Annotated in this window: 22 protein-coding genes; 17 read left to right on the top strand and 5 right to left on the bottom strand. The window is 46.5% G+C overall.

The window, feature by feature from the left end; all coding sequences use genetic code 11:
• Nucleotides 1–22 precede the first annotated feature (22 nt).
• Complete coding sequence (locus tag J3U67_RS04260) at nt 23–1,423, bottom strand: OmpP1/FadL family transporter (protein ID WP_267403977.1); 1,401 nt, start codon at nt 1,421–1,423, stop codon at nt 23–25.
• Between the two features lie 741 nt (nt 1,424–2,164).
• Here J3U67_RS04260 and J3U67_RS04255 point away from each other — a divergent pair.
• From J3U67_RS04255 to tldD, 15 genes are all read left to right on the top strand, one after another.
• Nucleotides 2,165–2,689 (top strand): hypothetical protein, encoded by a 525-nt coding sequence (locus tag J3U67_RS04255; RefSeq protein WP_267390923.1) that lies wholly within the window; start codon nt 2,165–2,167, stop codon nt 2,687–2,689.
• Nucleotides 2,690–2,778: 89 nt separating this feature from the next.
• Nucleotides 2,779–3,858, top strand: a complete 1,080-nt coding sequence (gene apbC / locus J3U67_RS04250; protein WP_267403975.1) for an iron-sulfur cluster carrier protein ApbC — start codon at nt 2,779–2,781, stop codon at nt 3,856–3,858.
• 157 nt (nt 3,859–4,015) lie between these two features.
• Entirely contained in the window at nt 4,016–5,743 is a 1,728-nt protein-coding gene (locus J3U67_RS04245) for a biotin--[acetyl-CoA-carboxylase] ligase (protein WP_267403973.1), read from the top strand.
• The gene (locus J3U67_RS04240) at nt 5,740–6,528 is read left to right on the top strand and encodes an SPOR domain-containing protein (RefSeq protein ID WP_267403971.1); all 789 of its coding nucleotides are present in this window, start codon (nt 5,740–5,742) and stop codon (nt 6,526–6,528) included. The genes J3U67_RS04245 and J3U67_RS04240 overlap by 4 nt, the downstream gene beginning before the upstream one ends.
• A gap of 151 nt (nt 6,529–6,679) precedes the next feature.
• Nucleotides 6,680–8,029, top strand: coding sequence for a lipopolysaccharide biosynthesis protein (locus tag J3U67_RS04235; RefSeq protein ID WP_267403969.1), 1,350 nt, complete (start codon nt 6,680–6,682; stop codon nt 8,027–8,029).
• Nucleotides 8,026–8,781, top strand: a complete 756-nt coding sequence (locus J3U67_RS04230) for a glycosyltransferase family 32 protein (protein ID WP_267403967.1) — start codon at nt 8,026–8,028, stop codon at nt 8,779–8,781. Before J3U67_RS04235 ends, J3U67_RS04230 begins: the two co-directional genes overlap by 4 nt.
• Nucleotides 8,778–9,854 (top strand): stealth family protein, encoded by a 1,077-nt coding sequence (locus J3U67_RS04225; RefSeq protein ID WP_267403965.1) that lies wholly within the window; start codon nt 8,778–8,780, stop codon nt 9,852–9,854. Before J3U67_RS04230 ends, J3U67_RS04225 begins: the two co-directional genes overlap by 4 nt.
• 152 nt (nt 9,855–10,006) lie before the next feature.
• On the top strand, nt 10,007–10,828 hold the full coding sequence (locus tag J3U67_RS04220; protein WP_267403963.1) for a glycosyltransferase: 822 nt from the start codon (nt 10,007–10,009) through the stop codon (nt 10,826–10,828).
• A 10-nt stretch (nt 10,829–10,838) separates the two neighbouring features.
• Nucleotides 10,839–12,077 (top strand): exopolysaccharide biosynthesis polyprenyl glycosylphosphotransferase, encoded by a 1,239-nt coding sequence (locus J3U67_RS04215; RefSeq protein WP_323811378.1) that lies wholly within the window; start codon nt 10,839–10,841, stop codon nt 12,075–12,077.
• Between the two features lie 93 nt (nt 12,078–12,170).
• Nucleotides 12,171–12,551, top strand: coding sequence for a VOC family protein (locus J3U67_RS04210; protein WP_267403961.1), 381 nt, complete (start codon nt 12,171–12,173; stop codon nt 12,549–12,551).
• A gap of 119 nt (nt 12,552–12,670) precedes the next feature.
• Nucleotides 12,671–12,856: a hypothetical protein gene (locus J3U67_RS04205; RefSeq protein WP_267403959.1), complete on the top strand. Its 186-nt coding sequence runs from the start codon at nt 12,671–12,673 to the stop codon at nt 12,854–12,856.
• 326 nt (nt 12,857–13,182) lie between these two features.
• Nucleotides 13,183–14,628 (top strand): FAD/NAD(P)-binding protein, encoded by a 1,446-nt coding sequence (locus J3U67_RS04200; protein WP_267403957.1) that lies wholly within the window; start codon nt 13,183–13,185, stop codon nt 14,626–14,628.
• On the top strand, nt 14,625–15,494 hold the full coding sequence (locus J3U67_RS04195; RefSeq protein WP_100141065.1) for a permease: 870 nt from the start codon (nt 14,625–14,627) through the stop codon (nt 15,492–15,494). Before J3U67_RS04200 ends, J3U67_RS04195 begins: the two co-directional genes overlap by 4 nt.
• 248 nt (nt 15,495–15,742) lie before the next feature.
• A complete protein-coding gene (galE, locus tag J3U67_RS04190; protein ID WP_267403953.1) occupies nt 15,743–16,771 on the top strand; it encodes a UDP-glucose 4-epimerase GalE in 1,029 nt (342 codons plus the stop codon).
• Between the two features lie 401 nt (nt 16,772–17,172).
• Complete coding sequence (gene tldD, locus J3U67_RS04185; RefSeq protein ID WP_267403951.1) at nt 17,173–18,624, top strand: metalloprotease TldD; 1,452 nt, start codon at nt 17,173–17,175, stop codon at nt 18,622–18,624.
• Nucleotides 18,625–18,699: 75 nt separating this feature from the next.
• Here the strand turns inward: tldD and J3U67_RS04180 are convergent, their stop codons facing one another.
• Nucleotides 18,700–19,368 carry an IS1595 family transposase gene (locus J3U67_RS04180; RefSeq protein ID WP_267403949.1) on the bottom strand — a complete coding sequence of 223 codons (669 nt, stop codon included), beginning with the start codon at nt 19,366–19,368 and terminating at the stop codon, nt 18,700–18,702.
• Nucleotides 19,369–19,512: 144 nt separating this feature from the next.
• Here J3U67_RS04180 and J3U67_RS04175 point away from each other — a divergent pair, with 144 nt between their 5' ends.
• On the top strand, nt 19,513–20,031 hold the full coding sequence (locus J3U67_RS04175; protein WP_267403947.1) for a hypothetical protein: 519 nt from the start codon (nt 19,513–19,515) through the stop codon (nt 20,029–20,031).
• A 462-nt stretch (nt 20,032–20,493) separates the two neighbouring features.
• Here J3U67_RS04175 and J3U67_RS04170 read toward each other — a convergent pair whose 3' ends face one another.
• The 3 genes from J3U67_RS04170 to J3U67_RS04160 all read right to left on the bottom strand — a co-directional run bounded on the left by J3U67_RS04170 (nt 20,494) and on the right by J3U67_RS04160 (nt 21,512).
• Entirely contained in the window at nt 20,494–20,619 is a 126-nt protein-coding gene (locus J3U67_RS04170; protein ID WP_257377984.1) for a hypothetical protein, read from the bottom strand.
• 184 nt (nt 20,620–20,803) lie between these two features.
• Nucleotides 20,804–20,944, bottom strand: a complete 141-nt coding sequence (locus tag J3U67_RS04165) for a hypothetical protein (protein ID WP_267403945.1) — start codon at nt 20,942–20,944, stop codon at nt 20,804–20,806.
• A 10-nt stretch (nt 20,945–20,954) separates the two neighbouring features.
• The gene (locus J3U67_RS04160) at nt 20,955–21,512 is read right to left on the bottom strand and encodes a gamma carbonic anhydrase family protein (protein ID WP_100151500.1); all 558 of its coding nucleotides are present in this window, start codon (nt 21,510–21,512) and stop codon (nt 20,955–20,957) included.
• Between the two features lie 129 nt (nt 21,513–21,641).
• Between J3U67_RS04160 and J3U67_RS04155 the strand changes: the two genes are divergently transcribed.
• The gene (locus tag J3U67_RS04155; RefSeq protein ID WP_267403941.1) at nt 21,642–23,741 is read left to right on the top strand and encodes a M3 family metallopeptidase; all 2,100 of its coding nucleotides are present in this window, start codon (nt 21,642–21,644) and stop codon (nt 23,739–23,741) included.
• Nucleotides 23,742–23,950: the final 209 nt, after the last annotated feature.

The raw sequence follows: 23,950 nt of genomic DNA, 5'->3' as shown, positions 1-23,950 counted from the left end.
ATGTATACTGCCTAGGCTGATATCAGAAGCGATGCGTATACGAAACACCAGCGATATGTGCATGCGAACGGTAATCCGCCTCTCCACGCACATTACTCGACACGTGTGCCCCATCATCCTGCTGATTCATTCGCGTATGCTGGATATGCAGATAGGCATACGACACCGCCACCGTATCCTTTTTATTTACATCATATTTAGCACCGGCGCCAAACAGCCAGCGGTTACCATCTGGAATAGTAGACAGGCGTGTAGACGAACTGCGTACCGGCGACTGATCATAATTCACACCAAAACGCCATTGCAGGCGTGGGGTTTGCTGATAGGAAGCCCCTACACCAACTGCATAGGTATCACGCCAGTTGGTTGCAATATGCGTGGTATGCGAAGTGGCACCATGTACCGGATCAATCGCCTTATCATTTTCAAAATTGATATCCAGCTCATGCAGGCGTGAAGAGCGCGTCCAGCTCACATTACCAAATAGATTCCATTGTGGATTCACTTTCCACATCCCGTGCACCGATACCACTTCAGGCGTGGTAATTTGTACCTGCGCCCCTTCCAGCTCTTTAAAACCAAACTGCGCAAACAGTGGCGCATACTGTTTTGCATACTTTCCTACCGGCTGCCAGCGCGCTGTACCATGCAGATGCTGATTAATCTTAGAACGATAGCTCACACCCACCCGCACATCATCATTCACATCCCATAGCCAGCCCGCATTGAAACCATAGCCCCAGTCATTACCTTTTACCGTAGCACGTGCATCAAATGCTCCTGGCGCCCGCTGATGCAGCATCGCTGGAGGAATTTTAGTCTGCGCACTGCCTACCGGCGTAAAATCAGCGTATTTCTGCACTTCTGCATGGAGATACTGCGCGATCAGCCCCACACCCAGCGAATGCCGGTCATTGATTTTAAAAGCCACAGCCGGATTGATATCCAGCGCCTTCACATTGGTTTTATTCACGTTATAGCGCAGCACCGAAGCGGAACTATCATTGGTTCTGGCCGCATACGGTATATAAACACCCAGCCCCACACCCCATCGTTCATTCAGCCGATGAGAAAAATACAGCTGCGGCACCAACTGAGCCGTATTGGCAATATTACCGTGTGCCGGACCACTGACAGCAGAACCATCCGAAAACGTTCCTCTCGCATTCTTATATTTAATATCCGGTTTAATCACAAACAGATTAGTATCAATCTGCGTACCCTCCACATGCACCAAGCCTGCCGGATTACTAACAATCGTCGTAGCATCAGCAGCTTCAGCCGCTGCCGCATTACCGGCTGCTACCGACGTCACCGACTGCAAACCTAAATGATATCCGGAAGCCAAAACAGGAGAACTCAAAACTGCGGCACTGATCACAACAGCGCTCATTTCAAACACAACTGGCAAACGTCTTGTCATTATGTCTTTTCTCAAAAAGCAGAAAATAAAAAAGACCTTTTCACAAGGTCAAAATCAAAAATAAAAATTCGAGTGTTTATTCTAACCCAAAAAAACTTTCATTGCCGTTTACCGTCCTTACAATTATTCAGATAAATTAAATTGCTTATATCTGAATATAATTATTTTTTACCCTAAATGCATAATGAATTCCACTTTTATTCAGAAACACAACTGAAAATCAATATCTTTCAGCATTCTAAAATATCTCTCTACCCCAATCACAAATGAATAAAAAATAACAGGCACCACCCATTCCATTGATAGAAAATATCAGAACGCCATATAATTGCTTTATTCAGTCTTCTATTGAAATATAGATGCTCCGCTTCATCCGCCGGCCTCTGGCTCTGTCTGGCAGCCGCTGTAGGCAAACCAACACTTACCGCGTACAGTATAAATATTTACTGGTCATGCATTCATGTATAAAACCTGCTTTGGTTGCACTGCTTCCACGGCTACGTACACCGCTTCTGCTTTTGCCCGACTTTGCAATCATTAAATATTTTTTATACATAACATCCAGCAAATAAGCGGCATCAATCAGCCATACTTTCTACCTCTTTGCATTCGTTTTTTATCCAGCTTGTAACAACATCTGCTGGTTTTCTCAGTAGAAACAACTACCAGACAGCCATTTACAGCACCATACAGCAATGGTTACACTGTCGCATTATTATCTGTTCTCATGGTAAGACAACAATGTTTCAACGCTTGAAACGCACCTGGCCGTTAATGCTGCTCTGGCTGGATTTGATTTACAGTTTCATCCTGAATATTGGTGCCAGCGTCTCACTAGAACAAACACCTGTATCGGGCAACAGCTTACCCCTATCACCGGATATTGCCTTCAGCTGGCTACAGGTCATCGCCAACGGCGGCATGGTACTGACTCTTAGCTTCGCCTTCATCGTTCTGCTGCAACTTAACCGCGCCATGCAGCAGCATCAGTTCTGGCCGCTCACACCGGTCCGCATTGCCGCTTTACTGATTGTGCTCGCGTTTAGCCTGCCCGCATGGTGGCAATGGCTATGGGCAGGATGGGCACTGGCACACGGGCAAATGGTTGTAGAATGGCACAATTTGCGCTACCTCATCGTTTCCATTCTCTTGCTTTATCCTGCCTATCTTTGCCTGCGCTTAATGTGGATACGCAACCGGCAACATACCTGCAAGCCAGATTCTGGTCATATCATTAGTCCTGATCAAATGCCGCCATCAGCCTAAATTCCGGTTTCCGCCCGCCCCATTAACCAGTTCATAGGCCAATATAGGGTAAAATATGCGCCAGAAATTCAGCAGCGGATTTAAATTGCATGGACACACAATCCCTTACCACCCTGATTAACAGCATCACCCTGCCAGACAGCAACCGGACACTCGGCAGTGAACAAGCTGTCCGCAACATTATCATCGACAACGACGGCATCCACCTTGAGCTCGTTTTTCCCTATCCAGTAGCCCACCTCATTCACGAGCTGCAACAGCGCATCGCTCACGCCATCACCGCCAAATTCGGCGACAAACCCCTGTTCGTAAAGGTACAGCTGGACATCGGTACACATAAAGTTCAGCTCGGCATCCAAACTATCGCCGGCGTTAAAAACATCATTGCCGTCGCTTCCGGCAAAGGCGGCGTCGGCAAATCCACCACCAGTGCCAATCTGGCTGTAGCTTTAAGCCGCATGGGTGCACGCGTTGGCGTGCTTGATGCCGACATTTACGGCCCCAGCCAGCCAACCATGTTTGGCGTTGCCGGACAAGAACCGCGTCAGCATCAGGGTAAAATGATACCGATCATGGCTACGGGTGAGATTCAGGTAATGTCCGTCGGTTTTCTCGTCGATACCGATCAGGCCGTCATCTGGCGTGGCCCTATGGTCAGTCAGGCTTTACAGCAACTCCTGTTTCAAAGCCAATGGGATGATGTAGACTACCTAATTATTGACCTGCCGCCCGGTACCGGCGACATCCAGCTAACACTGGCACAGAAAATACCCGTAACCGGCGCCGTCGTCGTCACAACACCTCAGGATGTAGCCTTAATTGACGCACGCAAAGCCGTCAACATGTTTCAGAAAGTTAACATTCCCATTTTCGGCGTACTCGAAAACATGTCCGTCCATATCTGCTCCCACTGCGGACATGCCGAACCCGTATTTGGACACAACGGCGGCAAGGAACTGGCACACAACCTTGGTGTTCCCCTGCTTGGCCAATTACCACTTACCTTATCCGTCCGCGAAGCCATGGATAACGGTCAGGCCTACGCATTAGCAGAGCAAAATCCGCAAATTGCTGCCCTGTACCAGCAGGCAGCATGGCAGCTGGTACAGGCATTGGCCGATCAGGGCAAAGACTATAGCCAGCGTTTTCCAAAAATCGTGGTCGAATAAACCGCAGAAAAAGATACTTTCACCAAACCATGCGATAATATTCACATTGATTTTGAACACACAGCCACTAATAAATCCTGCTTGCATCCGGCCATGCAGCAGACCAGCCCCTTAAACCAAACCATTGTTATCAGCAAAACAATGGCCATGCCATTTTATGAACACACCGTTTTGGCCTTTACTGGCCCTGCTTGCCGATGGTCTGGCGCATGAAGTACAGACACTGGCAAAAACCCTGAACTGCAAAATACCCCAGCTCAACGCAGCCTGGCAGGAAATGCCTGCCCATATCCAAAGTCTTCTGCGTCAGCGCAATGGCGTCTGGCAGCTTACCAAAACACTGGCATTGATACCCGAAAACACCTTCAATCACTGCGCGCGCCAGTACGGCTTTGAACCGCATCTGCTGGCTCAGACCACCTCCACCAACACCATTCTGCTGGAACAGGTACGCCACGTACCCATAGACAGCCCACCACAAATCTATCTGGCCTACGAACAAACAGCCGGACGCGGCCGTCAGGGCAAAGCATGGCAAAATCGCATTGGCGAATGCCTGATGTTTAGCCTGAGCTGGACATTCCAGCGCCCACAAGCCGAACTTGGCGGACTGGCACTTATCGTAGCAGTGGCCATCTCCCAGACCCTGCGCGAACTCGGCATCCCCGCTCAAATTAAATGGCCCAATGACCTGATGCTGGACAACAGCAAACTTGGCGGCATCCTGATTGAAACCGTCAGTCATCAGCAACAAACCACCGCTGTTATCGGCATTGGCCTCAACTTCAGCATCCCCGATCAGGTTGGCACCGCCACCGCCATCCTGTCCCTGCTACCTCAGGCACAAGTCAGCCGAATTTTTCAGGGCATTCTTGCCAAACTGGCTCAATTTCTGCCCCGCTTCAATCAGCATGGGCTCAGCCCATTTCTGGCTGATTACAATCAATTACACCGCGATCAGGGACGGCTGGTACATCTGCTGACAGGCGGCCGCACCCTAGCCGAAGGCACTGTCAGTGGCATCGCTTCTTCCGGTGCTCTGTTGCTACAAACTGCCAACGGAGAACAAAGTTTTGTCAATGGCGAAATCAGCCTGCGCCCAGGTGCAGCAGCTACCGAAACCAAAAACGCCACCCAAAAACGCTGCCTGCTACTGGATGCAGGCAACAGCAAGCTTAAATGGGCATGGGTAGAAAACGGCTGCATACTCAGCTATGGCAAAGCCGCCTATTATGATCTGCAACCCCTCATACAAGACTGGGCCAGACAGGGCTGCGGCACAGAACGCATCATAGGCTGCGCAGTCTGTGGAGAAGCTCGCCAGCAGCAAATTGCCGCCATTCTGCCACAACCGGTACTGTGGCTGCCTTCCATGCCTGAAGCCCTCGGTATCTGCAATCATTACCGCAATCCTGCCGAACACGGCGCCGACCGTTGGTTTAATCTCATCGGCAGCCGGCGATACACCAGACAGGCATGTGTTGTGGTCAGCTGTGGCACAGCTGTCACAATTGACGCTCTTACCGACACCAATCATTACCTCGGCGGCAGCATCCTGCCGGGATTTCATCTGATGAAAGAAGCATTATCCAGACGTACCGCCAACCTCAACCGCCCGCTCGGCAAAGCCTATGCTTTCGCCACCACCACCCCAAATGCTATGGCCAGCGGCATCATGGATGCCGTCTGCGGAGCCATCGTCCTCATGCATGAGCGCCTGCAACAGAAAATCGGCACTGGCAAACCGGTTGACATCATCATCACCGGCGGTGGAGCCAATAAAGTAGCACAGGCCTTACCCAATACATTTGTCTTAGACAACCGCATTGAAATTGTGGATAATTTAGTGCTTTACGGTTTACTCAACTGGGTTGAATACGCATGAAATGGCTGTTTGCAATCTTGGTAGCATTAAATATCATCGTTTTCGGCAGCATGATAGCCGGCAAACTGGTACACGGTATTTCAGCTTCTCCCGCTGCGTCCGGCGCCACCAGCGCAGCCACTGATACCATCGCACCGGCCAGCCCCGACATCAGCGTGCGCCGTGCTACCGATACAACAGCCGCTGCCGGTAGCGCTGTACCTGCTGCGAAAGCTGCCAGCAAGACCGAAACCACCACTGCCGGCAAACAGAAAATCGACACGGCCGACAACTCCGACAAAACTACCGCTGCACCAGCCAGCACCTGTACCGCCACCGTTACCCTCCCCGAAGACGACTTTCACCGCATCAAAGGCTTGCTCAACCACTGGCCGTTTACCACCAGCCGCTTCATAGAACAAGTAAACGCACAGGCTCGAACCCGAACCACACCCGCACCCACCCGTTACATGGTAGCGCTTTCATCCAGTGGCGATAGCACCACTCGTGCCCGTCTTCAGGAGCAGGGCTTCGACTATGGCATCAATCAGGGCAGAGTCAGCTTAGGTGTATTCAACCGGAGGGAAGATGCGGAAGGATTGATGGCACGCGCCAAAATGCAAGGATTCAGTGATGCCTTCATTACCACATTGGGTGGCAATAGCGACAGCGATTCAGGCAACACCCCCACAAGCATAGCCAAAATGCGCGTTGTGTTCAGCGGCGTCGACAACTCAGCCATGAACGACATCAACGCCATTACCGGCCGTTACGGCCGCATGCAGCGCAGCGGTAACTGTCACTAAGCCGGCACTATCCATTAGAGGCTTCATGAGCACCCGTGCCGTAATCCTGAAAAATATCTCTGCCAACCTCCTGCTGCAACTGATCACCGCACTGGGCGGCTTTATCCTGCCGCCCCTGATTGTCGTAACCTACGGCTCAGCCACCAACGGCATGCTCGCATCCGTTAAACAGTTCATCGCCTACCTCACCTTGCTGGAAGCTGGCATCGGTGCGGCCGCCATCGTCGCCCTGTATCAGGCGCTTACTGCCCATGACAACCAGCTACGCAACCGCATCCTTGCCGCAGCCCATCATTTTTACCGGATTTCCGGTAGCCTGTTTGCCGTCGCCCTAGTAGTACTGGCCACCCTGTTTGCATGGCTCACCCGCCATGAAATCAGCGCCAACCTGACCTTTTGCATCGTACTGGTCATGGGTGCCGTCAACATCCTTGATTTCTTCTTTTTCGGCAGCTATCGCGCCCTCCTCACCGCAGACCAGAAAACCTACATCATCTCCGGCATACAAGCAGTCAGCATTCTCGCCAACATCGCCGTCTGCTACTGGCTCATCCGCGCCGGCTACAGCATCCTGAGCGTACAGACAGCATCTACCCTGATACAAGCTGCAAAATTCCTCCTCTACCGCCGTTATGTCCGCCATCATTACTCTGGTCTAAACCAGCACTACGACAAACACCATCCCTACCACCTGCAACAAACCTGGGACGCCCTCACCCATCAGCTCACCGGCCTGCTTATCTTCAGCTCGCCACTGGTACTCATTTCACTCTTCCTGTCCCTAAAAGACGCCAGTATTTACGCCGTTTATGCCCTCATTTTCGGCGCCATCAAAATGGCATTACAATCCTTGTCACAAGGCATGCAGGCCATATTCGGCCATAGCCTCAGCACCAATCCCGCACAGACCCGCCACAACTTCTGCCGCTACAATCGCCTCTTCATGTGCTTTCTCGGCTGGGTCTACACCTGCACTGGCCTACTGCTGGCACCGTTTATCCAGCTTTACACCCACAATATGACCGATGCCAATTACCACCAGCCCGTACTTGCCATCCTATTTCTATTTGTCGGCATCATCGAAAACAGCCGAATTCCAGCCATGACCATCATCATGGCCGCCGGCCGCTACAAAGCCACCAAACCACAAGCCCTGCTTGAAGCCGGTATCAACATCACCTGTTCCCTGTGTTTTATCCAGATATGGGGCAGCGCCGGCATCCTACTGGCCGCACTCATCTCATTTCTGTACCGTAGCACCGAAATGCTCCATTACAGCTGCCGCCATATCCTCTCCCTGTCTTTCAGCCGTCCACTCATATTATGGCTGGTTATATTCATCACCATCACCGTAGCCATCAGCATCGGCTGGCAGCCCATTAGCAACATCAGCGTGCACAACTATCTCGACTGGATTAAACTGAGCCTCATCACCGGCCTGATTGCAGCCTTACCCTTCAGCTTCCTCCTATTGCTCATTTACCGCCGGCCCGTCCAATGATACCCAAACTCATACACTACTGCTGGTTCGGTCCACAGCCATTACCCACCACTACCCAGCGCTATCTGCACAGCTGGCGCCAGTATCTGCCCGACTACGAGCTCCGGCTGTGGAACGAACAAAACTTTGACTATCAGGCCAATCCCTACGCACGCGCCGCCTACGCCGCCGGCAAATACGCTTTCGTCGCCGACGTGTGCCGCATTCAGGCACTATATCAGCAAGGTGGTATCTATCTGGATACCGACGTCCAAATGGTTGCCTCATTCGACCCATTCCTGCATCACCACTGCTTCACCGGCTTCGAACAAGGCATGAATCCCTACACCCGCCAGCTCACCTGCAACCCGCAGGCCGGCGTAATGGGATGTGAGGCCGGCTGCGCCTTGATGCACGACATCTGGCAACAATACCAGCAGCTTGATTTCAACCCACAGCAGCTCATAACTATCAACCAAATATTCAAACAGCTATACCAGCAACACGGCATCATCCTCAACAACCAGATGCAGGAAATTCCAGACTACGTCTGCGTCTATCCCAGCGACTACTTCATGGCCAAAAACGCCTATACCCATGAACTAAACTGCACCAGCAACACAGTCTGTATCCACCACTACGATGGCAGCTGGCTCAGCGACAGCAAATACACTGACCAGATCAAACGCTTTCTACTCAGCTTACTGCGCACCACCCTCGGCGCCAGCAACAGTCAAAAACTCATCGCCCTGCTCAAACGGAAACTTCGATGAACACCAGCTCAGACCATACCCCCATTGACTTCGTCCTGCCTTGGGTAGATGGCGGCGATCCCGCATGGCTGGCCGAAAAAAACCGCTGGCTGCCACAGCATCAGGGGCACAGCGACGCCATCAGCAGCAACCGCTATCAAGATTTCGGCACCTTGCGCTACGTTTTACGTTCCATTGAGCAAAACTGCCCGTGGTATCACAAAATCTACCTGATTACTGCCAACCAGCGCCCACACTGGCTACAAATTAACCACCCGAAAATCGAAATCGTCAGCCATCAGCAGCTTTTTATCAAACCCCGGCACCTGCCCGTATTCAACTCATCTGCCATCGAGATGAATCTGGTCAATCTCAAAGGCCTGAGCGAGCACTTCGTCTACCTCAATGACGATACTGTCATCCTTCGTCCCACCCCGCGCGAGCGCTTATTTCAGCACGGCCTGCCCGTCGACTTCCTTTGCCATGGCTGGCTCAAGCGCGGAGCCCTTTTCAGCCGTCTGCGTGGCCAAAACAGCTGGGTAGATGCCCTCAACAACAACATCTGCCTCATCAACCGTCAATTTCAACCAGCCAGCCTCAGCAAACAACAGCTTTTCGCCAGCAGCTACAGCCTGCGTGAAAAAATTAGCAACATCCTACTCAAATATTTTTACCGTCACTACTTCTGGTTTGCCCACTGGCATCTACCCCAGCCCTATACCCGCCATACTCTGCAAGAAGTCTACCAGCACTTCGCCCCCGAAATTCTGGCCAGCACGGCCAACCGCTTCCGTGCTCCTAACGACCTCACTATCTACCTCAACCGTTACTGGCAACTGGCCAGCGGTGCTTTCATCCCGCACAAATATAACGATGGGTACGTACGCAACATCAGCAATCTTGCCGACCTTAGCCATGCCATCGACCACTTGAATCAGCATCCCGAAATCCGCTTCGTCTGCCTCAACGACACCTGCACCAGCCCAAACAGCAACGAAGTAGCTCAGCTTATCCACGCGCAGCACACCTTCTACCAGCACTACCTCCCCAACCCAGCCTCATTCGAACTGAACAATAGCCAGACCCAGCTGTAACAAACACAAATGTAAAAAAATCAATACCAATCCTTGATTTTTCAGCACAACCCCACAGCACCCAGCAGGAAGCAGTCACCAGACAACATTGTTGCGATATAATAAACAAATCTTGACAAACCACCGGCATACCTGCCACTGCTGCCAAGCCAATGAATACGCAACCTTTTTCCGTTTTGCTCTCACTGTATGCACAGGAACAGCCACACTGGCTCAGTGCCTGTTTTGACAGCCTGTGCACGCAGAGCATACAGGCAGAAGAAATCATCGTCGTACTCGACGGCTCCATCGGCAGCAACCTGCAAGAGATACTTAGCCAATACCAAACCCGCCTGCCCCTGCACATCATCCCGCTGCCTCAGCATGTTGGCCTTGGCCATGCCCTCAATGCCGGGCTCGAACACTGCCGGCATGAATGGATTATGCGCATGGATACGGACGACATCTGTGCACCCGAGCGCTTTGCCCGCCAGTGGGCATACATCCAACAGCACCCCGATATTGCCTTCTTCAGCGGCCAGATAGCAGAATTCAATACCACCCCTGAACACACCAGCACCGTGCGGCAGGTACCCCTTAGCAACAATGCCATCAGACACTATGCCCAATGGCGAAACCCCATTAACCACATGGCTGTTGCCTACCGCAAAAGCGCCGTACTTGCCGTAGGCGGCTACCAGCACCACCAATGGATGGAAGACTACAACCTGTGGCTACGCTTGCTTGCCGCCGGCTATCAGGCTGCCAACCTACCCGAAATCCTCGTTTACGCCCGTGCTGGCCACAACATGCATGCACGCCGGCGCGGACTGAGCTACCTCAGCAGCGAATGGCAACTGCTGCGCCTTAAACGCCGCCTCCGCAGCCAGCCCCTGCTGCCAGCACTCAGCTGTTTTGCCCTGCGCGGCAGTAGCCGCCTATTGCCCACCAGTATGCTCACCCACCTCTACCAACATTTGCGCCTGAATAAATAAACCCACTATCATGCGAAGTTTACTTTCCTATAAAAGCCGTCTCTTTTTCGGTTCCCTGCTGGTCATGCTACTCCCTCTGGCCATCATGGAGCCCATCAAAGGCTTCTCACAAGGCCGAGCCGCCTTCATCACCAGCATCATCCTTGCCGGCATCGCCCACCTACTCAACACAAAATCTCTGTCCGTATTCAGCAACTTTCCCGGCCGCAAATCCGCCGTTATCGCCCTGCCACATACCTTCTTCTGGTTTTTCGGCATGTGGATGGCAGCCAAATTCTTCAACCTGCCCTACACCGTATGGTTCCTATTCATGGCCGGCTGCCTATCCCTCTTCCTGTGCATCGCCTACATCTACTACCGCAACAAATTTATCACCACCTATGCCTATTTACCCTACGGCCGCGCCATTAACGCAGATCAGCTACCCAACGTTAACTGGATCAAACTCACCAGCCCAGATCTCCCCGTAGCCACAAATATCAACGGCATTGTAGCTGACTTGCACGAACCCGAGCTTAACCACCATTGGCAAAAATTTCTCGCCAGCCAGACCCTCGCCGGCATGCCCGTATACAATATTCGTCAAGTAGAAGAATTCCTTACCGGCCGCGTTAAAATTCATCATCTGTACGAAAACGACCTAGGTTCACTCCTACCCTCACCAACCTATGTACTGATAAAACGCTTAGCCGATATCCTACTTATTCTTCTGTCTTGCCCCATTACCTTACCAGTAATGCTTGTCACAGCCATCGCCATCAAACTTGAAAGCCCCGGTAGCGTTCTTTTTCGGCAAAACCGTGTCGGCCGCGGCGGCTATGAATTCTGCATATACAAATTCCGCAGCATGTGCAGCGATTCCGAAAAAAATGGTGCCCAGATGGCGCAACTAGGCGATAGCCGCGTTACCCGCATCGGCCATATCATCCGCAAAACCCGCATCGACGAATTGCCCCAGTTCTGGAACATTCTCAAAGGCGACATGAGCCTCATCGGCCCCCGTCCTGAACAAAAAATATTTGTCGACCGGTTTATTCAAGAAATTCCCTTTTACGACTACCGCCATATCGTCAAACCTGGCATCTCCGGCTGGGCTCAGGTCACACAGGGCTATGCCGCCGACACAGAACAAACCCAAATAAAAATCGAGCATGATTTTTACTACATTAAGCACTTTTCCTTTTCCCTCGACATCCTTATCTTCTTTAAAACCCTCAAAACCATGCTCACAGGCTTCGGAGCACGCTGATCAAACAAAATATAAAAATGCTATCCATCAACTTTATAATCTAAATAATCAAAATTAAGAAAATTAATTTTTATCACCAGAAGGAAACAAAAAATGTTTAAACCTAATAGCGTTATTGTTTATGTCAAAGATGTCGATACTAGTACAGAATTTTACACAAAAATACTAGGGCGTCCTCCTATCAAAACTTATCCTGGCTTCGCTGTATTTTTATTGAATGATAATTTTATTTTAGGGCTACAAGAGGCTGATAAAATAACGCCAAAGGCACCTAATCATTACGGTGGTTTTGAGTTGTCATTTAATGATGTAACAAAAAATGATGTAGATGAAATTTATTCGACATGGAAGAAATTAAACGTCAAAATTGAACTTGAACCACAAATGCTCGATTTCGGATACACATTTGTAGGAAATGATCCAGATGGTCATCGACTTCGTGTTTGTGCTACCGACACTTCAAAGTTTGAATAAAAATTATCTTAAGAAATTAAAACAATGGGGAATTCATTATGTAGCCATTATTTATGATAAATTCATTTGATTAAAAAAGTATAGTTGATTACGGGAGCATCTCGTGGCTTAGGTTTCGCTTGGCAAAATCTGCTCCGGCTCAAGGTGATTTGGTAATTGGTGTTGCAAAAAATATTAATAATTTAGATGTACTAAAACAAGAATATTCCTCAAATTTCATTTCAGTCAGAAGGGTGTTATTAGTGAAGTATCAAGTAAAAGAAGGCATTAAATTATATAAAAGAATCGAAGTAGTAAATTGGTAGCATTCCAGCTCAGAAGTAAAATAGTGCAATTTGTTTGCAAACAGGCATAATTCAACAGACCAAAAACAAATTAAATACAAAAAACATAAAAATAAAGCTAAAACCTATTTTTATATAATGATCCGTATAATCAATTGATACATAAAATCATATAATTACACAATTATCAATTTTTGATTGCTTGTATAGTATTAATTTTAAAATAAAATACCAAATATCGAGTACTGAACCAGAAAAAATAGAATTTTTTTATTAAAAATAATAATATACAAAAATTATTAAAAAATTTAGCAATTAAATTAAAACAAATTTATTTTGGAGAAATTATGTATGACATAGCTATAGTTGGATTTGGGGCGACTGGAGTTAGTTTAATCAAGCAGATACAAGATGAAATATATTCTCTTAATCTAGATAAACCTAAAATTGCTATAATGAACCCTTTAAATAGCTTTGCCACAGGCCACGCTTTTGGCGATGCTGACAGTATTCATAAAGTTAACACCATTCCTCATTTATTGCCAGTTTCATCCTATGAACCTGACAGCTTTTATCACTGGTTGAAAAAAAATAAAATTATTACAGATAACTACCCAGCCAGACTACAATTTTCTCGGTTTCTATCCCAGCTTTATCATCAAATAAATTCCGCTGATACACTTCACATTACAGAATTTCATAGCTCAGCTACCTCCATAGCCAAAGCAAAAGATAAATTTGTTATTGAAGATAGCAACCATCAAATTATACATTCAAAAACAGTCGTAATGTGCCTAGGTGCCAAATCTTCAGATAATTTTCCACAATTTTCTACCCAAAAAGGATTTATCCGTCATTTTAAAGAATATGAGGATACTGACGGTAAAATCCTGATTGCTGGCAGTAGCCTAACAGCAATAGATGCTTTTAGATATGCTTATAGTAAGGGAAATCAAGATATTAACTTATTTTCAAGAAAAGGTTATTTACCTACCTGCATAAGCAGCAGCAACCAATATCACCCTGTATATTTAACTTGGCAAAATATCATAATAAACAGTAAAAAATCTGGAGATATACTGAACACATTCATACATCTACTGAATAAAGAGATGGGTCAATTAAAAGTAGTAGGAGAATTCAGACAAGCAATGAATCTTTTACAAAAGGGGAAACATCAAGACTATTTTGAATTTTTACTGCAACGTGCCCAAGAAGCGAATCTTCCTTGTCAGGATATACTGGTTAGCACAAGACCCTATATGCATAAAATATGGGCTTTGATGAATATCAAACAAAAACAGAAATTTATAAACACTTTAGGATCAATTTGGGCAGCATGGCGCCATCCTGTTCCACAAAAGGTATTCGAAGAAATACATGAAGCTATCATAAATAACAGATTAAAATTTCATAAACTGATATCCGCTCCTACATTTAAAAAAAATAAATATATAATTTCAACGAAAAAAGGCACAATCAGCTCAGGAACATTCTGGGATGCTACTGGTGGCGGAAATAATCTTACTCTTATGAAAGATAGCTTATTAAGCTCTCTCAAAGAAAAAAATCTTATTGAACCTTGTCAAAGTGGTGGCATCAACATAAATGTCTCTACTATGGAATGCATCGTTAACAATCAAGCCGTAAAGGGGCTATATAATCTAGGCCCATTAAATAAAGGATGTTTGTTTTCAACTAACGCCTATTGGTTTAATACCCAATGTGCGAATATTGTAGCGAAAAATATAATTCGACAGCTTTCATTAGCGGAACAAAAGGAAAACATATGAACTTTTTCCTACCACTAATTTACTTGCTATGTGGTTTGATCGCAGGGAAAACAAGCTTTGATTTCAAACCACTACTTTCAAAGCTACTGACCAAATTCATTATCCCTATTGTCATCATCTATAATATAGCCACTAACTTTAGCAGTATGAGTGTCGTGCTTGTCACCACTATCATTGTGATGACTTTGATGCTATTGCTAGGAAAAATAATTAAAATCAACCCTGTTGATAATCTATGCTTCACTTACCTAAATATTGGCTGGCTGGGTCTACCCATAGCCGCCTCCCTTTTCGGTAATCAGGCCGCCACTATTTTTATTTCTGCCTATATCGGCAGTTCCATTATTGGCAACTCACTTGGTGCATGGCTACTTACAGGTATCAGATTTAATATACGCAAACTAATTCAAATGCCTCCTGTAATTGCGCTAATAATTGGAATAATTCTTTTACCATATAGCAGACAGATTGATTTAGAATTCAAGTTTATCTATAACATAGCTAAATTTTTAATGAGTTTTTTGGGTATGGCTGTACTTGGCATGTGGTTAGCCAAAGCCAAAATTACCTTAAAAGATCTACGTACCACTCTTTTTTTATTCCTAAAAAAAGTCGCCGGTTATTGTGGAATCATAACCATCTTGCTGGCCTTTGCTCATCTATTCAAACAAAATCTTATTTTGCAAAACAGTCTAGCACTTTATTTGTTTTGCTTACTTCCCCCTGCGGCAAATATCATCGTATTAGAAACTCATTATTTAGGCACCGGCCGCTCAGTTAAGCCCATCTCCTGTGGAACCTGTATTAGTGTCATAGCTATTAGTATTTATTCTTTATGCATAATAATCATTAAACATATTACCTAATCAACTAAAGCAACCAACAGCTATCTGCGTTTGGATCTGAACTTTAAAAGCCTAATAATGATATATTAATAATTAACTTGCTTATTCAATTTTCTTGTATCTTTCACGTATCCCTTTAACACAATCAGGCTATAATTAAAAGTTACTTATACATGAATTGAGGATTTATGTATAAACACTATTGGATAAGTTGTATCTCTTTAATATTAATTAATTTTATTATTTTTTTCCATTATTACGGATAATTTATGGCCATTTTGGTAACAGGTGGTGCTGGTTTTATTGGCTCTCACACTACAGTTCAGTTGTTAAATGCCGGCCACGATGTGGTTATTATTGATAATTTGTGCAACGCTTCAAGTGTAGTTTTAGAGCGTATCAAAGAGATTACTGGCAAGGAAGTCACGTTTTATCAGGGGGATATTCGTGATCGTGGTTTGCTGCAACAGATCTTTGCTCAGCACAGAATTGAAAATGTTCTGCATTTCGCCGGTCTGAAAGCGGTGGGCGAAAGTGTGCGCGAGCCTCTGAAATATTATGATAATAATGTCAGCGGCAGTTTGATTCTGGCAGAAGAAATGGCTAAAGCCGGTGTATTTAATCTGGTATTCAGCTCTTCGGCTACGGTTTACGGTACGCCAGCTACTGTACCTATTGATGAATGTGCTGCTACCGGCGGCACAACTAACCCTTATGGTACGTCGAAGTATATGGTGGAACGGATGCTGATGGATATTCAGGCAGCCGATGCACGCTGGAGTGTGACGCTACTGCGTTATTTTAATCCGGTGGGTGCGCATGAATCGGGACTGATGGGTGAAGACCCGAACGGAATTCCGAATAATCTATTGCCTTATATCTGTCAGGTAGCGGTGGGTAAGCTGGCTCAGTTGTCGGTATTTGGTGACGATTATGAGACAGCGGATGGCACAGGTGTGCGCGATTACATTCATGTGATGGATCTGGCTGATGGCCATTTATCTGCTATGCAGGCTACTGCAAATCGCTCCGGTGTACATATTTACAATCTGGGTACGGGACAGGGCTATTCGGTGCTGGAGATTGTGCGTGCTTTTGAAGCGGCCAGTGGACAAAAAATTCCTTATCAGATTGTGCCACGTCGCGCGGGTGATATTGCTGTATGTTTTGCCAACCCTGAGCGTGCGGCGCAGGAGCTGGGCTGGCAGGCACAGCGTGATCTGGCCTGTATGATGGCGGATGCATGGCGCTGGCAACAGCAAAATCCGCAGGGCTATGGTGCTGATACTGTAGCTTGAATACCTAAACTATGTTTAAAACACCAGACCCACTGATTATGCAGTGGGTCTGGTGTTTTCGGTTTTTGAGTTTTGATGCAAAATTTAACGCTAATCGCTAAGCCGCTCCTGAGATAAAGTTGATAGATGCTTGAGGTCTTTACCGGTTAACTATTGCTAACTAACTGGTGATGCTTATTATAATATAATGAGAATTATTATCAATAACAATTTTTGTTTTTACATATTTTTTTTACATATTGTTTTTGTATCATGGGTATAAGAATGCTGTTTGTGTTTGAAGGTGGTAGCCGGCATTTACCCAGACGCTTCTTGTTTTCGGTATAATTGCCCACAGTTATTTTGTGTTTAAACCCTTTCTCTGTTTGTGCTTTTTGTCACAATTCTATTTGTTATCACACATGCCTATTTCTACTCCAACCGCTCAACTTGTACATCAACAGTTACTGGCCGATAACGAGCTGGCTGTAGCTGATTTTACTCATGCGCTGTCGTTGATGAGCGCACATCATATTGATTATGCCGATATTTACTGTCAACGCAGTACTTATGAAAGCTGGCATTTGGAAGAAGGCATGGTGAAGTCGGGCAGTTTTCAGATTGAGCAGGGTGTGGGGGTACGTGCAGTCAGCGGAGAAAAAACGGCGTTTGCTTATGCGGATAATCTAAACGTGCAGGCGTTAACCGATGCGGCGCAGGCAGTACGGGCAATTGGTCAGGCTGGCCAGCAACGCTCAGTTGGTTTGCAAACGCGAAATCTGGCCAAGCCGCTGTACGGAATGGCTAATCCGATGCTGAGCTTGGATGCGGCTGCGAAAGTAGCTTTATTGCAGCGGGTAGAAACACTGGCTAAAGCTGCGGATCCGCGCATTGTGCAGGTAATGGCTGGTCTGGTATGTGAACATGAGCTGATTTATCTGGCACGGCTGGATGGCCGGATACACACTGACGTCCGTCCGCTGGTGCGTTTGTCGGTTACGGTGATTGCGAAGCAGGGTGAACGGCGTGAACAAGGCAGTAGTGGTGGAGGCGGCCGCTTTGATCTGGGCTATTTCGATGAGGCCAAAGTTAAAGAGTATGTGGATATTGCTGTGGCACAGGCGCTGACCAATCTGGAAGCACGGCCGGCTCCGGCCGGCTCGATGACGGTGATATTGGGCAACGGCTGGCCGGGTGTGCTGCTGCATGAGGCAGTTGGACATGGTCTGGAAGGTGATTTTAACCGCAAGGGCACTAGCGCCTTTGCTGGCCGTCTGGGTGAGCGGGTAGCGGCCAAAGGCGTAACGGTGGTGGATCAGGGTAATATAGCTGAGCGCCGTGGTTCGCTGAATATAGATGATGAAGGCAATGCCACCCAGCGCACGGTACTGATTGAAGATGGTATTTTATGTGGCTATTTACAGGATGAAACCAATGCTCGTCTTATGGGTGTACCGGTTACCGGTAATGGGCGCCGTGAAAACTATGCTTCGGCACCGATGCCGCGCATGACCAATACTTATATGGAAAATGGTGTGCTTAATCCAGAAGAAATTCTTGCTTCTGTGGATAAAGGTTTGTATGCGGTGAATTTTGGCGGCGGGCAAGTTGATATTACCAGTGGCAAATTTGTTTTCAGTGCCTCAGAAGCTTGGTGGGTTGAAAATGGTAAGCTGCAGTATCCGGTAAAAGGTGCCACCATTATCGGCAGTGGACCTGAAGTTTTGAAACATGTGAGTATGATTGGTAATGACAGCCGTTTGGACAGTGGTGTAGGTGTGTGCGGTAAAGACGGACAGAGTGTGCCGGTAGGGGTGGGACAACCAACGCTACGCATTGATGCCGGCCTAACTGTGGGCGGCAGCCAGACCTGAACGGAGTAAAACTGGCAAATCATAGCGGGCACCATTTGGTGCCCATTTTTGTTTTTAGCAGGCTGTAGTGTAGTTTTATAATGGATTACGTGTGAATTCTCTTAGCAACAGAGTGCTCAGATTTTCATGGCGGTTGTTGAAGCGGAATTCACACTCTTTCAGGTGCAAATAATATTTATCTATATTTATTCCGTTGAACATCGCTAGCCGCCGTGTCACAAAAGACCAGAAGGCAGCAATCTGATGGATTTTTTCTTCATGTGCCAACAGGCTTTCGTCGCTATGATGCAGGCGGGCTCGTTTATTTTCTTCAACGTCAATCAGCATATCATACGGATACCAACTGCGTGCAGGCTGCACGGTACGAATATCTCGCTTACCTCGAATTACCTCCTGTAGCATTAGGCGATACCGTTCGGGGATAATTTCCACATGGACTTTGTCATTACGCCACAATAGTCCACACACAAAATTTTTATCCGCGATGCCGTCGTGGTTGTCGCTGAACGGTTGAATGTAATCATCAGTGATAGTCATGTCAAAATCTACAGGCGAATCCATAGCTGTGAGCAACACGATGCGGCTGCGCAGTTTATACATTAGTTTATTGACACTAATTCGGCTCACGTCACTTAACTGAGCAATCTTTGATGCAGGTAAATCTTCTACAAACAAACGTATAATATGGCGAAATTTTGCCTCATTTATGTGAGCATGATAGTAATATTTGTTAAATACTTTCATAACACTACTTTACCATATTCTTTATTTAACCTAAGTTACCCTGTGAGAGACAACATGCGTGTTAACCGTATCATTAAATCGAATCTAAGTCTAATTAAACCATTGATAATGTGTGCAATTTTAAGCCTAAACTGTAATTCTGTTATGGCGCAGGAGGCTTCCTCTGAGATGGCACCGCAGGCACGTATCCGCCTGTACGGGCAAAACCAAAAACCCACCAATATGAGATACCGCTATGAGGGTCACTTGGTGAAAGAAACAGCTGGCGGTAATCTGAGCGGAGCTTTTACTTCTCTTTTGCGCATAGCCCGAAACAGCAGTATAGGTATCCCAGCTACGTCTACGATAGAAACGATGAAACAGCATAATCATTATCTGTCTAAGCTGTTTTATCGCGAATTCACGATTCCGGCCAATATACCGATAACCATATCTAATGCATATATGGGTCTGACCACCGTCAATAATACCCATCAAAACGGATCCGTTATTTATAACGAGCCATCCTGCCAGAGTGATAAATTAACATTTGTAGCCAAACCTGGTCATGATTATGAGGCGATTGCATCTTCTGCTTCGGCACAATGTGGTGTAACGCTGTTGGAGGTACATGCAGATGGTTCAACTACGCCATTGGTAAATGTACAGGCTGGTGGTAATTGATTTTTATCAAGTGCTGACTGAATAGGTTTTCATCCTGCTGGTATTCCTGCCGGCAGGAACATTGTGCGTTAACATAAACATATCAGCTAAAACAAAACGACTGGTATTTTTATGTCTGAGATGTGTTGAGCCGTTTACTTTAGTATGGTTAAAGGAGAAGATACGATATCTGTTTTTAGTGGATGCGGTAACCAATATCGCTGGATTATGCCAACATACTGATATGATTAAGTTAATTTTTCTTTTTTATTGGCTGAACAGAAATATTTGCAGCTATGTTTTTCTGGTCTCACAAAAAGATTATGCTCAGACCGCAAGAATTTTTTCCGGCTGTTGAGTTTGCTTCAAGACAAAATGACAATCACTGCGACGGATTTACTAACATCAAATATAGAAATAAAAAAATGGTATGTCTGCCTGATTTTTGGTCAGGCAAGCATACCACTTACTTATCGGTAACGCTTAGTTAGATTCTACTGCAGCCTGTACATCGCTGTAAGGAGCGGCTTTGGTACCAGAATCTGTGGTTGCACAAGCAGACAGTAACAGAGCAGCCAAAACTGCACTCAATCCCAATAATTTTTTCATCATTGTGTCCTTTATGGTTGGTTTGAAAAGCTGTTTTATTAATCTAGCTTAACTTTATTAATATAACAATTACTCTAGGTAAATTTTGCACTTTCAAACTGCATAATATATCCATTTTACGACACTATTTGGCTTATCCTGCTAAATTGTTCGTATTCCAACAAAATTTACTTGACCTATAAATTTAATGACTGGTATGAGACGTTTCCACGCCGCCTTTGAGTTGGCCGTAAACTTCTGTATGGCTGCTATTACCTCCGTCAGCGGCACAACCTACCAGTAAAAATGTACAGCACAACAGGCTTAAAGACAGAATTTTTTTCATGTTAGCTTCCTTATTCAATATGCTTTATATTCTGGGTTGATTGGTGATTCTGCATCAATCTGACATAATGCGCAGCAGAATATTTTAGAAATTCGCGTTCTTTTTCAGTTAAAGGGCGGATCTGCTGTACGGGAGAACCCATGTACAGATAGCCACTGGCCAGACGTTTGCGTGGTGGCACTAGACTGCCAGCGCCAATCATCACTTCATCTTCGATTACGGCATCATCTAGTACGATTGAACTAATTCCTACTAGCACGCGGTTGCCTATGGTGCAGCCATGCAAATTTACATGATGACCGATGGTGACATCTTCACCAATCCGTAACGGTGAGCCTTCAGGCTTGTCTGCGCTTTTATGGCTTACATGCAGCATACAGTGATCCTGAATATTGCTCCGAGCACCTATCTGCATACTGTTTACGTCGGCACGTATCACCGCAAACGGCCACACGGATACCTGTTCGTGCAAAATCACATCGCCGATAACCACTGCTGTATCGTCGATAAAGCAATCTGGCGCAATTTGTGGTTGCGTATCTAAATAAGAACGAATATTGTTTTTCATGTTTTTGACCTTATCCTGTTGCATTATGCAACAGTGTTTATAGCAGAAGATAAACAGCAGCTCCTGCCTTTTCCACCCGATTTACCTGAAAAACCGCAAATTTACAGGTATTTTTCTCAAGAGAATACTATGTCTGAAAATGTTTTGTTGAATCTGGACAGCGAACCGCGATTTGATGCTATTCGTGCCGCTGATATCGAACCGGCTATGACTGAAGCCATGCTTCAGGCCAATGAAGCCATTAAAAAGCTGAAAGCACAACCCGAAGTAAACTGGAATAATACGGCAGAAGCGCTGACCAATATTACCGAACGTGCCGGCCGTATCTGGGGAGTAATTGCCCATTTGAACAGTGTGGCTGATACACCTGAGCTACGTGACGCCTATAATAGCCTGATGCCGAAAGTAAGTGAGTTTTTTACTGCCATCAGTCAGGATATTGATTTATACGAACGCTTTAAGAGTATTAAGGCCAGTGATGAATATGCTCATTTGAGTGCCGCTCAGCAAACCAAGCTGAATCACGATTTACGGGATTTTGTACTGAGCGGTGCGGAACTGCCGGCAGCGAAACAAGCTGAATTTGCCGCTTTACAGGCAGAGGGCGCTCAGCTTTCCGCTACTTTCAGCCAGAATGTACTGGATGCTACAGATGCTTTTGCTTTGTATTTTGCCAATGGTGAGGAGCTAGCAGGTAAAGAGAATACTTCTAGTGGTTGCAGCAGTAAGGCTGATTTTGCTCGCGACAGTGAAATTAGCGGTCTGACGGAAGAAGCGCTGGCCATGTTTGCTGCTGCGGCAGAAGCCGAAGGTAAAACTGGCTATAAAATCGGCCTGCAGATGCCGCACTATCTGGCTGTGATGCAATATGCACATAATCGCGAGCTGCGACGGCAGCTTTATCATGCTTATTCTACCCGTGCCAGCGAATTAGGTGAGGCCAAATGGGACAATACAGCTAATATTAACCGTATCCTTGAAATAGCCACTCGTGAAGCACACTTATTGGGCTTTCAAAATTATGCTGAGCTGTCTTTAGCCACCAAAATGGCTGATACGCCACAACAGGTGCTGGCCTTTTTACAGGATCTGGCTAGCCGCGCCAGACCATTTGCTGAGAAAGATCTGGCCGAAGTGAAAGCATATGCGCATGAGCATCTGGGATTGGATGAGTTACAACCATGGGATGTAACCTACGCCAGCGAAAAACTGCGGCAGGCCAAATATGCTTTCAGCCAAACAGAAGTAAAAAAATATTTTCCGGCAGACCGCGTGCTGGCTGGTCTGTTTGCACAGATTGATAAGCTGTATGGGGTGCATTTTATTGAAAAACAGGTTCCGGTATGGCATCCCGATGTTCGTTATTTTGAGCTAGAACAGGGTGGCGCTATTATCGGCGGGGTATACATGGATCTGTATGCACGTGCCGGCAAACGTGGCGGCGCATGGATGAATGATTATCGCGGCCGCCGCCGATTCACTGATGGTCATTATGCCGGCCAGCTTCAAACACCGATCGCTTATTTGGTGTGCAATTTTACTCCGCCTGTAGCTGGTAATACTGCGCGTCTGAGCCACGAAGAAATTCTGACATTGTTTCACGAAACTGGCCATGGCTTGCACCATTTGCTGACTCAGGTGGATGAGTTGGGCGTATCCGGTATCAACGGTGTGGAGTGGGATGCGGTGGAAATGCCGAGCCAGTTTATGGAAAATTTTGTGTGGGAATACGATGTGCTGGCTGGCATGAGCAGCCATCAGGACTCTGGTGCCGTCCTGCCTGTAGAACTGTACGACAAAATGCTGGCTGCTAAAAATTTCCAAACTGGACTGTTTATTTTGCGCCAGATGGAGTTTGCGCTGTTTGATATGGAAATTTACAGCCAGCCTGGCTGTGACTGGCAGCAAACATTGCGGGATGTACGTCGCAAGGTTGCGGTGATGCCGCAACCAGACTTTAACCGCTTTGCCCATTCTTTCAGCCATATTTTTGCCGGAGGCTATTCTGCTGGTTACTATAGCTATAGCTGGGCTGAAGTTCTATCGGCTGATATCTATGCGGCCTTTGAAGAAGAAGCTGATGCGTCTGCTACCGGTAAACGCTTCTGGCATGAGATTCTTGCCGTAGGCGGCTCACGTCCTGCCATGGAATCGTTCAAAGCTTTCCGTGGCCGCGAACCCAGTATTGATGCATTGCTACGCCATTGCGGCTTGGATGAAGCTGTCTGAATATAAATGGAAAGTAGAAAACGCGGTGACTGTACCGCGTTTTTTATTGGTTTGCGATTGAGTAATGAATTAAATTATTCAGTTTAGTTAGTTTTTTTATTTTAAATCAGTTGGCTAATTTGTTATATACACGTTTAATATATTTTTTTGAAATCTGATTTCATAGTCTGACCGGATTTATTAAATTTCTTTCACTCATTAATAACAAA

Source organism: Snodgrassella sp. B3837 (assembly GCF_026535955.1).
Classification (GTDB): Bacteria; Pseudomonadota; Gammaproteobacteria; order Burkholderiales; family Neisseriaceae; genus Snodgrassella; species Snodgrassella alvi_E.
The sequence above is the reverse complement of the archived record's forward strand: the minus strand, read 5'-3'. Positions and strand labels throughout refer to the sequence as shown.